At 63.7% G+C, this 13,527-nt stretch carries 13 protein-coding genes and 1 pseudogene; 6 read left to right on the forward strand and 8 right to left on the reverse strand.

The window, feature by feature from the left end:
• Positions 1-104 precede the first annotated feature (104 nt).
• From G3545_RS05945 to ndk, 4 genes are all read right to left on the reverse strand, one after another.
• On the reverse strand, positions 105-2,210 hold the full coding sequence (locus G3545_RS05945; protein WP_170010742.1) for a molybdopterin oxidoreductase family protein: 2,106 nt from the start codon (positions 2,208-2,210) through the stop codon (positions 105-107).
• 82 nt (positions 2,211-2,292) lie between these two features.
• Positions 2,293-3,051, reverse strand: a complete 759-nt coding sequence (locus G3545_RS05950; RefSeq protein ID WP_170010744.1) for a TerC family protein — start codon at positions 3,049-3,051, stop codon at positions 2,293-2,295.
• A gap of 149 nt (positions 3,052-3,200) precedes the next feature.
• Positions 3,201-3,905: a TerC family protein gene (locus G3545_RS05955; RefSeq protein WP_170010746.1), complete on the reverse strand. Its 705-nt coding sequence runs from the start codon at positions 3,903-3,905 to the stop codon at positions 3,201-3,203.
• Between the two features lie 387 nt (positions 3,906-4,292).
• Entirely contained in the window at positions 4,293-4,715 is a 423-nt protein-coding gene (ndk, locus tag G3545_RS05960) for a nucleoside-diphosphate kinase (RefSeq protein ID WP_170017932.1), read from the reverse strand.
• Between the two features lie 260 nt (positions 4,716-4,975).
• Between ndk and G3545_RS05965 the strand changes: the two genes are divergently transcribed.
• The 3 genes from G3545_RS05965 (at position 4,976) to G3545_RS05975 (ending at position 7,452) form a co-directional block, all read left to right on the forward strand.
• Positions 4,976-5,275 carry a hypothetical protein gene (locus G3545_RS05965; protein ID WP_170010748.1) on the forward strand — a complete coding sequence of 100 codons (300 nt, stop codon included), beginning with the start codon at positions 4,976-4,978 and terminating at the stop codon, positions 5,273-5,275.
• A gap of 390 nt (positions 5,276-5,665) precedes the next feature.
• On the forward strand, positions 5,666-5,881 hold the full coding sequence (locus tag G3545_RS05970) for a hypothetical protein (protein WP_170010750.1): 216 nt from the start codon (positions 5,666-5,668) through the stop codon (positions 5,879-5,881).
• 263 nt (positions 5,882-6,144) lie between these two features.
• Complete coding sequence (locus G3545_RS05975; protein WP_170010752.1) at positions 6,145-7,452, forward strand: site-specific integrase; 1,308 nt, start codon at positions 6,145-6,147, stop codon at positions 7,450-7,452.
• A gap of 82 nt (positions 7,453-7,534) precedes the next feature.
• Here G3545_RS05975 and G3545_RS05980 read toward each other — a convergent pair whose 3' ends face one another.
• The 3 genes from G3545_RS05980 to G3545_RS05990 form a co-directional block, all read right to left on the reverse strand.
• Positions 7,535-9,091: an MFS transporter gene (locus G3545_RS05980; protein ID WP_348644637.1), complete on the reverse strand. Its 1,557-nt coding sequence runs from the start codon at positions 9,089-9,091 to the stop codon at positions 7,535-7,537.
• Between the two features lie 253 nt (positions 9,092-9,344).
• Positions 9,345-9,665, reverse strand: a complete 321-nt coding sequence (locus G3545_RS05985) for an EthD family reductase (RefSeq protein ID WP_246702868.1) — start codon at positions 9,663-9,665, stop codon at positions 9,345-9,347.
• Between the two features lie 19 nt (positions 9,666-9,684).
• Positions 9,685-10,521: an oxidoreductase gene (locus G3545_RS05990; RefSeq protein WP_170010756.1), complete on the reverse strand. Its 837-nt coding sequence runs from the start codon at positions 10,519-10,521 to the stop codon at positions 9,685-9,687.
• Between the two features lie 161 nt (positions 10,522-10,682).
• Here G3545_RS05990 and G3545_RS05995 point away from each other — a divergent pair, with 161 nt between their 5' ends.
• Positions 10,683-11,549 (forward strand): LysR family transcriptional regulator, encoded by an 867-nt coding sequence (locus G3545_RS05995; protein WP_170010758.1) that lies wholly within the window; start codon positions 10,683-10,685, stop codon positions 11,547-11,549.
• Positions 11,550-11,644: 95 nt separating this feature from the next.
• On the opposite strand, the pseudogene G3545_RS06000 reads toward G3545_RS05995, so the two are convergent.
• Positions 11,645-11,857: pseudogene (locus G3545_RS06000) on the reverse strand (transposase); the annotation flags it as partial.
• 135 nt (positions 11,858-11,992) lie between these two features.
• Here G3545_RS06000 and G3545_RS06005 point away from each other — a divergent pair.
• Positions 11,993-12,529: a 2Fe-2S iron-sulfur cluster-binding protein gene (locus tag G3545_RS06005; RefSeq protein ID WP_170010760.1), complete on the forward strand. Its 537-nt coding sequence runs from the start codon at positions 11,993-11,995 to the stop codon at positions 12,527-12,529.
• Positions 12,526-13,521, forward strand: a complete 996-nt coding sequence (locus G3545_RS06010; RefSeq protein WP_170010762.1) for a xanthine dehydrogenase family protein subunit M — start codon at positions 12,526-12,528, stop codon at positions 13,519-13,521. Before G3545_RS06005 ends, G3545_RS06010 begins: the two co-directional genes overlap by 4 nt.
• The last annotated feature ends 6 nt before the right edge of the window (positions 13,522-13,527 follow it).

Raw genomic sequence — 13,527 nt, forward strand, 5'->3', positions numbered from 1 at the left:
GAGGCTCGCTACGCTCGCACCTCAGAATGAGGTCGTTCTTAGATACAACCTCATCCTGAGGTGCCGCCGCAGGCGGCGTCGAAGGATGCTCCAGCCGGACGCCCTCAAGCCCGCTCGATCCGCACCCGGTTGTCGTGAAACGCCGCGCCGCCATAAGGCGCGACCGGGTCGGCGCCGGTGAGCGTGTTGATGCCGCGGCCGCCCTCGTGCTTGCCGTTCGGCCAGATCGATTCCGCCACCACCACGCCGCGCCGCACGCCCTTGAAGCGGCGCAGATGCAGCAGCACCTCGCCGCGCGCGCTGGCGACACGGACCAGTTCGCCCTCAGCGAGGCCAAGCGCGTCGGCGTCCTCCGGATGGACCATCAGTTCCGGCCGCTTCTCGCGATTGAGCGAGCCCGGCGTCTCGGTGAAGCTGGAATTGAGGAAGGAGCGCGCCGGCGACGTGACCAGGCGGAACGGATAGTCCGCATTCGCCTCCTCGATCACCGCCCAATGGTCCGGCCATTGCGGCATCGCGTCGGCCGGGCCGAATCGCTTCGGCGCCGAGGATGGCGCGCGCGACCAGTCCGGCTTCAGGCGAAACTTGCCGTCCGGCCAGTGGAAGCCCTTGAGATAATGCGCAGTCTCGAAATCCGGCTGGACGTCGATAAAGCGCTTTTCCTCCAGCTCTTCGAGCGTGCCGCGCCCGGTCTTCTGCAGCGTCCAGTCGATCAGCTCGCGTGGGTTCATGGTGAAGCCGGGGTGCTCGGCACCAAGGCGCTGGGCCAGGGCGGCGATCACCTCATGGTTGGAGCGGCATTCTCCCGGCGGCTCGATCAGCTTCGGGCCGAGGATGACATATTGATTGCCGCCGCCCTGATAGACGTCGTCATGCTCGACGAACATGGTGGCCGGCAGCACGATATCCGCCATGCGCGCGGTTTCGGTCATGAACTGCTCATGCACCGCGACGAACAGATCCTCGCGCGCGAAGCCGGCCCGCACCCGCGCCTGATCGGGGGCGATGGAGACCGGATTGGTGTTCTGGATCAGCATGGCGGTGACTGGCGGGCCGCCAGCGAGCGCATCCGCATCGCCGGTGAGCACCTCACCGATGCGCGACTGGTCGAGCATGCGCGCCGTGTTCTTCACGCCATCGGCGCCGACCATCAGGTCGGAGCCCTCGATCATGCGCTTGTTCCAGCGATAGATCGCGCTGTTGGAGTGGAAGACCCCTCCCCCTTCATGCTGCCAGGCGCCGGTGACGGTCGGGATGCAACTCACCGCATGCATCGCCACCGCGCCATTGCGCGAGCGGGTGAAGCCGTAGCCGGCACGGATGAAGGTGCGCGGCGTCCCGCCGATCGCCCGGGCGAACGCCTCGATCTCGGCCGCAGGCAGGCCGGTAATGGCGGCCGCCCATTCCGGCGTGCGGTCCCTGAGGTGGGCTTCGAGGCCAGCGGGATCGTCGGCGAATTTCGCAAGATAGGCGCGGTCGGCAAGGTCGTCGCGGAACAGCACGTGCATGATGGCGCAGGCAAGCGCGTCATCGGTGCCGGGGCGGATCAGCACCGGTATGTCCGCCTGCTCCATGGTCGGGGAATTATAGACATCGACGACCGCGATCTTCGCGCCGCGCTCCTTCCGGGCGCGCACCGCGTGGGTCATCACATTGATCTGGGTCGAGACCGGATTGGTGCCCCAGATGACGACGAGGTCGGACTTCGCCATCTCGCGCGGATCGGGCCCGGCAAGCTTGCCGGTGCCGGCGAGGAAGCCGGCCCAGGCCGGATTGACACAAATGGTGGAGAAGAAGCGCGAATAGCGCTTGGCGTGGGTCAGCCGGTTGATGCCGTCGCGCATCACCAGGCCCATGGTGCCGGCATAATAATACGGCCACACCGCTTCCGGGCCGTGGAGACGCTCGGCCTCCAGGAAACGCTCGGCGATCAGGTCCAGCGCATCGTCCCAGGAGATCGGCGCGAACTCGCCCGAGCCCTTGGGACCGGTGCGGCGCAGCGGCTGGGTCAGCCGGTCCGGATGATGGGCGCGCTCGGCATAGCGCGCGACCTTGGCGCATATGATGCCGGCGGTGAAGGTGTTGGCGCTCGAGCCGCGCACCCGGCCGATGCGGTTGCCGGAAATGTCGATTTCCAGTGCGCAGGTCGACGGGCAGTCATGCGGGCAGGCGGAATGGCCGGTGCGGACCGGCGCGACGTGCTGATTCATGAAAAACGCTCCGCCACCATGGTAGCGGAGCGTTTCCCGATTTCATACCGCGCTGCGAAAAGCAGCAACGATCAGCTCAGGCTCAGCCGTGCGAACCGCTTTCGGCGGTGTGCGCACCGCGCCGGCTCTTCCAGATCCAGCCGAACGCGATGACGAAGGCGGCGCCGACCGCAGACGCCACGTAATGCGGTAGCGGCGCAGCCTTCAGGCCGACCGGATCGTTCGGATCCTCGATCTTCTCGACCATCTCCGGCGCGGTGCCGGCCAGATATTCCAGCACCACCTTGTCGCCCAGCAACATCTCGCCGGCGATCCAGCCGAGCAGGCCCGCACCCGCCCAGATCAGGATCGGGAAGCGCGCGATCAGCTTCAATATGAGCTGCGAGCCGAACACGATCAGCGGGATGGTGAGCAGCAGGCCGAAGATGAAGAGTTCGGCATGGCCACGCGCCGCGGCGGCGATGGCGACGACATTGTCGAGGCTCATCACCGCGTCGGCGATGGCGATGGTGCGCACGGCCTTCCACAGGCTGTCGGAACTCGCGACCTCATGGCTTTCGCCGCCCTCGTCGATCACCAGCTTGATCGCGATCCAGAACAGCAGCACGCCGCCCAGCACCTTCAGGAAGGGCACGCCGAGCAGATAGGACACCGCCAGCGCAAAGATGATGCGCAGGCCGACCGCGGCGCCGGCGCCGAGGATGATGCCCCATTTGCGCTGGCTCTCGGGCAGCGAGCGGCAGGCAAGGGCAATGACGACCGCGTTGTCGCCGGACAACAGCAGGTCGATCCAGATGATCTGGAGCAAGGCCACCCAGAAGATGGGATCCCCGAAGCTCATTCGATTTCCTCTCAGGTCTTTAGCTGACGATAGGGCAACGCGCGCAAAGGTCCAGATTTACGCTACGTCACTTGGCGGACACAATTCGGTTGGTGAGGGAAACAAACCGAGGCACCCGCGGCCCTGGGGGCCGCGGGTGCAAGATCGTGTCAGGGATTGGAGCTTTCCACGTGCGCGCCCTTGCGCGCGCGGGCGATGGTCCAGCCGATGGCGAGGACCAGCAGCGCACCGGCGATGGCGACCGGATATTCCATATTGTGCGCGAAGGCTTCGCCGAAGAACTCGTGGATCTTCACGTCCGAGATGAACATCTCGCCGGCCACCCAGCCGAGCAGCGCGGCACCCGCCCACACCAGGGCCGGGAAACGCGACAGCAGCGACATGATGAGCGCGGCGCCGGCGATGATCATCGGGATGGAAATGATCAGGCCGATGATGATGAGCGTCCAGTTGCCGTCGGCGACGGCGGCGATGGCGACGACATTGTCGAGGCTCATCACCAGGTCGGCGACAGCGATGGTGCCGACCGCCCGCCACAGATTGTCATGACCGGCAACGCCGCCCTCAGCGCCTTCTTCCTCCGGCAGCACCAGGTCGACCGCGATGTAGAGCAACGCCAGCGCGCCGACGATCTTCAGCCAGGGCAGGCCGAGCAGCGTGGCGACGACGGCGGTGAAGACGACGCGCATGCCGACGGCGACGCCGGCACCGAGAATCATGCCCCAGCGGCGCAGATTATCGGGAAGCGAGCGGCAGGCCATGGCGATGACCACGGCGTTGTCGCCCGAAAGCAGGATGTTGATCCAGATGATCTTGAGAAGTGCGAGCCAGAACAGGGGCTGCATGACGTCCATTGGTGGTGTTTCCCTCACCTCCCATCCCGACAGGATGGGGCCTCGTTATGGTTTTCCGGCGTTGGCGCGCCGACACGAGTTGAGGCAAGAGGAGGTGGCTCCGGCGGGCCCACTCCTAGGGCGCTCTAAATGGCGCGCCAAACGGCATCCCCGCTGCGGGCCACTTCTCCGTGGCCGGACCCCCGCAGCGCCTAATAGCCGCCAACATACATAATAATCCATGCGGTGGCCAAGCCCCTTTGGGAAGGTTTGGCAATCGCCGGGCAAAAAACTACGCCCGCTTGGTATGGGACCAAGCGGGCGCAGCAGCAAGAGACAACAGCCCGGTAACGGGCAAGTACCGGTAATCGGTAATACTGGCGGGCGCGAAATGCGCCCGCGCCGGTATCAGCCGACGATCTCGTTACCGGCGAAGAACTGCGCGATCTCGATCGCGGCATTCTCGGCGCTGTCGGAACCGTGCGCCGAATTTTCGCCCACGGACAGCGCGAACTCCTTGCGGATGGTGCCTTCTGCGGCGTTCGCCGGATTGGTGGCGCCCATCACTTCACGATACTTGGCGATGGCGCCTTCGGCTTCGAGCACCTGCACCACCACCGGCGCGGAGATCATGAACTCGACGAGTTCGCCGAAGAAGGGGCGCTCCTTGTGCACGGCGTAGAAGGTCTCAGCCTGGGCGCGGGTCATCAGGATGCGCTTCTGCGCGACGATGCGCAGGCCCGCCTTCTCGATGAGGGCGTTGACCGCGCCAGTGAGGTTACGGCGCGTGGCGTCCGGCTTGATGATCGAAAAGGTGCGCTCGAGCGCCATGGGTGTGGTCCTTGTTCGGGATTTTGAGGTCCGTTGGAGTTCGCGGCGGCTTATAGCGGCCGTGTTTTGCAACGGCAAGACGAACAAAACCGTGTGTTTTGGGATGAAAGCATCCGCGGCCCGCCCAATATGAACAACAGAAAACAAGCGGTTCAGACAGCGTTGCGCCTTCATCCCTCATAGAGACGCCACGCAATCGCACACAGCTTGACCGTACAGCTTGGCCGGGACGCCCGGCAGACCGCTATCAGGAGTTCGACATGTCGAAGCTGATCATCACCGGAATCGTCGGCATCGTCGCACTCGGTGGCCTCGCCGTACTACCGCAGATTTCGACCGCTTCCGCGACCTCGACCTATGTGGCGCCGACGGATGTTGCCTACGTGGCCGAGCGGGCCATGCAGGCTCCGGTGAGTGTCGGCTTCGGCTCCGGCAGCTATTACGCGCCGGCCTTCGCGGCCAACCGCCAGTCCAGCTATCGCACCTGCTTCATGAAGCGGACCGTGACCTTCACGGCGCAGGGCCCGAAGCAGGTGATGACGCCGACGTGTGCCGACTGACACCTGCCAGCGCAGGCTGTACGGCACCTTGCAACCGACGCCTGCCGGGGCAGGCAATAAATACCTCTTGACGTACGTGCAGACGTAGGCTACTGCGCGCGCCGACGCTGTTGCATCGACGCATCGGTCAAGCCCCTATCGCGATTTTAATCACGAATTGCTGAGGGGCCTTGGAACTTTCTCGTAACCACACACGTTAAGCCGACGTGAACGACCGAAAACTATGAATGATTGATGAACGCACCTGTTCTCGAACATTCATGAGGCTGAACCGTCCACAACAAGCGGTTCAGCTTCGGTTCTGACGCAGTAGGCGAGAGTAACGGCATGATGAGTTAAAAAGCCGGCGACCTAACCGCCGGATATAATCGGCAGGGAAGGTTAAGTGCTATGCTCAAGACCGTCGCTATTGGAAGTATCGCTAGTTTAATCGCCATCGCCGCACTGTTCGCTGGCGCGGCTTCGGCGACCGGATATCTGAAGCGCGAGGCCGCGACCGTGGCTGCTCCGCTCGCTCCGGAACTCGCCGGCGACTGCGTTGTACAGATGCGTTGGGTGAAGAGCGCCGGACAGATGGTCCAGGTGGAACGCCCGGTTTGCTACTGACGTCCGCAAGGACGTGACACGAGAAATTCAGGAATAGGCTCGCGGCATCCCCACTCCCCCAAGCCCCACGCGAGCTTATCAGCCCCGGCTCCCTCCCCAGGAGCCGGGGCGTTCTTTTTTGTGGGGTTTTGCAAATTTATTTTTGCTTTCCATTTCAATCGGTTAGGCCTGTTTTGGTGAGCTTACCACCCGCTTCCCTTTGAACTCACTTCGCGATTCGCATACTGATCGGGCTACGTTTTGGGTTACAGCGAGCCCGCGGCATGGACGTCTCCCGGTATGTGCAGAAACAAGCCAGCGGCATTTACCGCTACTATCGTCGAGTTCCAGCCGAGGTGGCGAACTTAGACCGCCGCACGTTCGTCAAGAAAAGTCTCAAAACGAAAAACCACAAAGAGGCTCTTGAGCGCGCCGACCCGATAAACGCGTCCACAGAGCGCCTGTGGGCGGCGCTGGCAGCTGGCAAGGGAACTAGCCAGAATTGGGAGAGGCACGAGGCCGCGGTGCGCTTGGCGCAATCTTTGGGCTTTTCCTACCGTCCCATATCCGAATCGGCGACAGAGCCACTTGCTTTGCTGGATGCCAGAATTTCTGCGGCGATGGAGTCTGCTAGTCAGCACCCGGAGGCCGAGGTCGCCCTTGCCGGACTTGCCCCCGAGCCCAACCCACGCGTCAGTGACGTTTGGGAAATGTACGAGGACCACAACCGAGCTGGCTTGATGGGGATGTCGCCCCGCCAGCGGGAGAAGCACAAGTCATCACGATTGCGTGCGCTGACCTACCTGAAAGCTGTGCTCGGAGACATCCTTCTCAAGAATATTGATCGAGCTGGCGCGTTGAAATTCCGCAACTGGTGGACCGACAAGATCGCGAGGGAAGGGTTGCGCGCCGACAGCGCTAATCGAAGCTTCAGCGATATCGCTGGCATGATGACGGTGATCGACGGTGCATTGCAGACCGAATTTCACGCGGTGTTCGAGAAAGTCCGCATCAAGGCGACGAACAAAACGAAACAGCGAAAGCGCCCGCCATTCCCGCCAGAGTGGGTTCAAAAGAACATCCTGAAGCCTGGCGCGCTCGCCACCATGACCCTCGAATGCCAATTGATCGTCTACACGATGGTCGAGACGGGCATGCGCCTGGGCGAGGTGTGCAATCTCCGGGAGGAAGATATCCATCTTGACGATGAGGTGCCGCATCTTGACGTGGCAGAGCGCGATGACCGTCGCCAAAAAACGGATTACTCGATTCGCCGTGTCCCACTGGTCGGCGTCTCGTTATGGGCGATGCAACAGGCTCCGAAGGGATTCGAGCGGTATGCCGACAAGGCGGATAACGCCTCGTCCTCGATCAACAATCTGATGAACAAGGCTGGCTTGCGTCCGACGCCGCGGCACACGGTCTATTCCCTACGGCACACGTTCCAAGATCGCATCGAGAACGCGGGTGCATCCGACCGCATGCAGGCCGATCTTATGGGCCACGAATTCGGTCGGCCGACATATGGTGACGGCGCCGAGATGAAGCGCCGGCAGGAGCTGCTGGAGCGCATCCAATTCAAGTGGGGCTAACGCTATCGGCTTGAGGTCAGAAGAACTGCGCCGAGCACTCCTTGCGCTTCGGATTGTGGCCTGCGCGTTTCTCGCGCTAGAATTATCTGGCCGGCGCACGGTGGCCAGCGTCCGCAGGGCCGCCCGTGACCTCTGGTCCGTTAGGGCCGAATGAAGCCCCACCTCGGACGAAGGAAGCGGGGGAAACCCGAACGAGGGTGATGCTCAGAGCCACGCTTCCGGCGAGACAGAAGGCAATGCAAAGGACGGCGACGATGAGCGCCTGCGTGATGGCGGCCGGATCGGTTCGTGCGCCCAGCACCTCGTAGAAGACCCCACCGATTACTGCGACACTGAGCGCGGTGCTGACTTGGAGAGTCGAGCTGGCGATCCCGGCGATCATGCCGGAAAAGGCCGGCGCGACCCGGCCCGTCACCATCGCCATCAGGGTGGGCAGCGCGAGCCCTTGCCCAAAACCGATGACAAACAGGAGGGCGGCAAGTGGCATCGGTGCGGGATGCACGCCGGTCAGTGTCGCCGAGATGAGCCCGGCGAGACCCAGGAACCCGACAACCTCCAGCCCCATGCCGATCGGATTAACATAGGCGCCGAAGAGCCGCCGGCAAAATGGCGTCGACAGTGGTCCGAACAGGAAGCCGGCCCCAAACGGCAGGAAGGCAAGGCCGGCCTGCAACGGGGTCACCTGTAGTGCGCCCTGTAGATAGACCGAGAACAGCAGGAAAAAGCTGCCGATCGAATAGAACAACAGTGCGATCAGCAGCGCGCGGCCCAGTCCCGGCGCCCGCAAGGCGCTGGGATCGAGCAGAGGGGCGCCGCCCGCACCTGCCAGCCGGGTCTCATAACGCCAGAAGAGCCATGCCAGCAGCGGCACCCCGACGAGCAAGACCCAGGACCAGAGCGGCCACCCAGCTTCGCGCCCCTCGATCAGCGGCACGAGCAGTGCACCGAGCGTCAGCATCGACAGCGCCATGCCGCCGAGATCCAGCCGGCGTGCGTCGCGCGCGCGCGTTTCTTTCAGCAGCGGAATGCCAAACAGCAGGACGAGCATCGCCACCGGCAGGTTGATCAGGAAGATCGCCCGCCACCCCAGCCCCATAAGATCCATCGAGATCAGGACGCCGCCCAATGCCTGCCCGACCACCGCGGCCAAACCGAAGATCGCACCATAGATGCTGAGGGCGAGCGGCTTCTCCCTCTCCGGGAAAATCGCCTGCACCGAAGCGAGCGCCTGGGGCGCCATCACGGCGGCCGTTACGCCCTGCAATGCGCGCCCGGCGACCAGCACCCAGGGCGACCAGGCGAAGCCGCACAGCGTCGAGGCGGCGGCAAAGCCGATCAGGCCGAGGAAGAACACACGGCCGCGACCGAACAGATCGCCAAGCCGCCCACCGGTCGTCAGCGTCACGGCATAAAGCCCGGCATAGGAAGAAATGACGAGCTGCTCGGCGGAGGAGGAGGCGCCCAAATCCCCCCGGATCGAGGGGAGCGCCACATTGACGATGAAGAAGTCGAGCGGCGGCAGGAACGTACCGACCAGCAGGATCACGAACATCGTCCAGCGCCGCGGCTCGAGCAGGACGTCACCGTCCCGGACCATAGCGGCCGTAAGGGCCGCGGCTTCACATGTTGTCGCGCTCATGAGTGTATTTCCGTTCTTGAACCTAAACTTCGCTGCCGCCGATCAATTCAGGCCGCCCTATCCGGTGCCGACTGCCGCACCCATCCGGGCATGGGGAGGCTCAAGCGCCGGCAGCCCGCGCTGGCGGCAGCACCCTCGGTCATGGCCCGATGGCCATGGCGATCATCATGTTGAAGAGAGCTTGGCTGTCCTTGCCGCGGGCGCTTAGCCGCCTGTCGGCCAGCCTCCTGCTGGTCGGCCGGGTCGGTACCCCTCAGCCGTTCGCCGTGGCCGTCGCGTTGCCGCTGAGCGGCGTCGCCAGATTGCGCTGCGGCCTGACGGCGGTGACGAGATCGACGTCGGCCATCACGCGCACCGTTTCCGGCGAGGCCAACGCCGCCTTCATGGCCGCCTCGTCCCGGAAGACGCAGGTCGCGATTGCGATCAGGCCGCCGCCGTCTCCCTGCGGGAAAAAGCCGGCGAGGCGTTCGAGCCCGTATGGACCCCAGCATTCGCGCACGAGCGGGAAATGGACGTTGATCCAGTGTTCACGGTCGAATGGCGTGTCGGCATCGCCTGCATAGGTCACGTACATGGTGGTCACGGCGGGGTTCCTAGTTGTGCGTTTCGAAATCGGTCGCGATGGATACGTCGCGCCAGGCGGCGATGTCGGCGCGAAAGGAGTCCAGCTTCTGCTCCGTTATCGCGTGGGCGCGCGGCCCGATCGGAAGGTGCAGCGGAGGATGCTCGGCATCGACGGCCTGCAGCATCACGGCGACGGCTTTGGCCGGGTCGCCGGCCTGCCGGCCGTTGTTGGTTTGGCGGTAATGTCGTCTCGCCGGCACCGTCTCGGCGTAGGCGGCGATCTCCCGCGCCGCGGTGATCATCGAGCGACCGAGAAACTCGGTGCGGAAGGGGCCGGGCTCAACGATGATCACTTGCACGCCGAGCGGTCGAAGCTCTTGTGCGAGCGCTTCGGACAGGCCTTCGACGGCAAACTTGCTCGCATTGTAGAAGCCGAAACCCGCCGAGCCGGCGATCCCGGCACCGGAGGAGAGATTGACGATGCGGGCTCCGGCACGTTTGCGCAGCGCCGGCAGGGCGGCGCGGGTCGTCTCGATCAGGCCGAAGACGTTCACCTCGAACATCGGCCGATATTCGTCGGGCTCTCCCTCTTCGATCGCGCCGATGAAGCCGAAGCCGGCATTGTTGACGAGGACGTCGAGGCCCTCGAACGCGCTTCCGGCCAGAGCCACGGCCTTTGCGGCGTCGCCGGCGCGGGTGACGTCTAGCGAAATGCTGCGGACCGTCTCGGGATAGCGTTCGCACAGCGATTTCAAGCTATCCGTCGAACGGGCGGTGGCGACGAGGCGATCGCCTCGCGCGGCTACGGCCTCGGCAAGCTGCCGGCCCAGGCCCGACGAGCATCCTGTGATCAGCCAGGTTTTCATCATGTTCTCCTTCAGCGGTGGGACCGAGCGCCGCATAGGCCGACGCAATAGGCGGCCAGCGCGCTGCCATCCCCCGACGGGATGAGGCGAATGTAGGTGATTGGATTTGTTCGATAACTGACAGTATCGTACATCCTCCGTTCATTTTCGTGGGTGCGGCGATGGAGTGGAGCGACGTCAGGATATTTCTGGCCATAGCCCGTACCGGCACGCTGGGCGCCGCCGCCCGGGCGCTTCATCTCAGCCATCCTACGGTCGGACGTCGCCTTCGGGCTCTCGAACAGGCCACCGGCCACACGCTGTTTCAGAGAACGGCCGACGGTTTCATTCCGACGGAAGAAGGCAACGCCGTCATCGCTCTGGCCGAGCAGATGGAGGAAGGCGCTCTGGCCATCGAGCGGCGGCTCGCCGGACAGGAGCAAGCCCTTCAGGGCACCTTGCGCATATCTTCGGCCGACTGGTTTGGCGCCTATGTCCTGCCGCCGATCATCGACGATTATGCGAAGGCCTACCCGTACGTGGATCTGGAAATTCTCACCGGCACCCGCCTGTTCAGCCTCGCGCAGCGGGAGGCCGACATCGCTTTCCGGATCGTCCCGTTCGACAACCCCGATGTCGTGCAGCGACGACTGGTCCGTCTGCCCTATGGCGTCTACGTAGCGGCAGGCTCACCCGAGCCGTTGTATGGTGATGGAGTCGGCTTTCGGCTCATCACCCACGACACGTCGACCGGCCAGTTCCCGGATATTGCCTGGCTTACCGAGAGCTTTCCAAACGCAAAGCCGCTGCTCCGGTCGAACAATCGGAACGTGCAGGGGCGGATGTGCCGTCAGGGCATTGGCATCGCCGTCCTCCCACAAGTGGTCGGAAGTCAGATAGTGGGTCTTCGCAAGCTCGATCTGCCGGTAGAGCCACCTTCACGGGATATCTGGATGGGCTATCACCGGGACATCCGGCGCCTTCAGCGGCTGCGAGCCTTCATAACCGTCGTGACCGATCATATTGCGAAGACACCACTCCAACTGTGAACACTGCAGTCGCCAACTTCAGCTTGACGGCCGGTCGTCAGTCCAATGCCGGCCTGAGAGGACATACCAACTTTCAGAGCTGATGCTGGGATCAGCTAAGCGAGCTTTCTGAGGTTCTGGGCGGTGGCGGCGAGGAAGAACTCGTCGTGGGCCCGTTGTGGCCCTCGCAGGCGCAGCCAGTCGAGGCGCAGGAGGCGCTTCAGGTGCGCGGACAGCATCTCGACCTTCTTGCGCAATCGGCGTGAGGTCCGGACTTCTTCGGATCGGGCAATGTCGCGTGCGCCCTCGTAGATCGAGCGCGGAACCTTGCAGGCCGGCACGGTCTGGTCCGCGGGCGCTGTAGACTGACCAATGCACTCGCGGCACCAATCGCGTGGTGCGGCGTTAGGCAGGGTGGCGAGCCTGCAATGGATGCGAGACCGCCTGCTCGAGAGCGAGATCCGATGCGCACCACCGTCAATGGCACCAATGTTCTGCTTCCAGGCGACCCACGGGTTTCGCTTCTGGACTTCCTGCGCGAGACGCTCCACCTCACCGGCACCAAGAAGGGCTGTAATCAAGGCGCCTGCGGCGCCTGCACGGTGTTAGTCGGGAGCGAGCGGATACTCTCTTGCCTCGCCCTGGCTGTGCAGTTCGCGGATAGGAACATCACCACTATTGAAGGGCTCGGCTCCCCGACCGAACTCCACCCGCTTCAGGAGGCCTTCGTCGAGCACGACGGACTGCAGTGCGGCTACTGCACGCCCGGACAGATATGCTCAGCGGTAGCGATGGTCGAAGAGGCTCGCGCCGGGTTCCCGAGCCATGTCACCGCTGACCTCACTCTGGACAGCTATGCTCTCACGCATGACGAGTTGCGCGAGCGCATGAGCGGCAATCTATGCCGCTGCGGTGCGCATAACGGCATAATCGCCGCCATCCAAGCGACCTACACCCATGACGAAGTGGAGAAACTTATTCCCTTGGAGGCGGCCCAATGACCCCGTTCACCTATAGTCGCGCGACCGATCCCGCAGACGCTCTCCGCCTCTCCGGGGACAATGGTGCCAAGTTCCTCGGGGGAGGCACCAATCTTGTCGATCTGATGCGCGAGACCATCGAACGGCCGACAGTGCTGGTCGATGTGACGGGCCTCGACAGCACCATCTCCGCAACTTCCGACGACGGTTTGAGGATTGGCGGAGCGACCAGAAATTCCGCGCTCGCATCCAACCGACGCGTACGCACTGACTATCCGATGCTTACTCGGGCGATCGTTGCCGGCGCGAGCGCGCAGATCCGCAACATGGCAACGGTAGCAGGGAATCTACTGCAGCGAACGCGTTGCACCTATTTCTACGACGACGGGTCCGCGTGCAACAAACGCTCACCAGGCCAAGGCTGCGATGCCCGGGAGGGATTTCACCGCTATCACGCGATACTGGGCGCTTCCGAAACCTGCATCGCGACCCACCCGTCGGATATGGCCGTTGCCTTGGCAGCCCTTGATGCTGTGGTCCACCTGAAGAGCAGCGACGGCGTTCGCAGCCTGCCGGTCACGGAACTCCACCGCTTGCCGGGTGAACGCCCTGATATCGAGACCGATCTGCGGCCTGGCGAATTGATCACCGCCGTCGAACTTCCGGCCCTACCGCTTGCAAGGAACTCGACCTATCGCAAGGTGCGTGATCGATCGAGCTACGCCTTTGCGCTGATATCGGTCGCCGCTGCACTGGATGTGAAGGACGGCAAGATCACTGACGTCCGTCTCGCGCTCGGCGGTGTCGCGCATAGGCCTTGGCGCGCGCGAAAGGCCGAGGCCGCCCTTATCGGGCGAAACGCCACTCACGCTAACTATCTCGCTGCGGCCGATACAGAACTGGCGGAGGCGAAGCCGCTCCCGCTCAACGCGTTCAAGGTCGAGTTGGCGAGGCGCACGATCGCCGCGGTCCTGAGTGATCTCGCGGCGCGGTCTTCGGAGGCACGCTCATGAGCATTG

It is taken from the genome of Starkeya sp. ORNL1, assembly GCF_012971745.1.
In the GTDB taxonomy this organism is placed as follows: Bacteria; Pseudomonadota; Alphaproteobacteria; order Rhizobiales; family Xanthobacteraceae; genus Ancylobacter.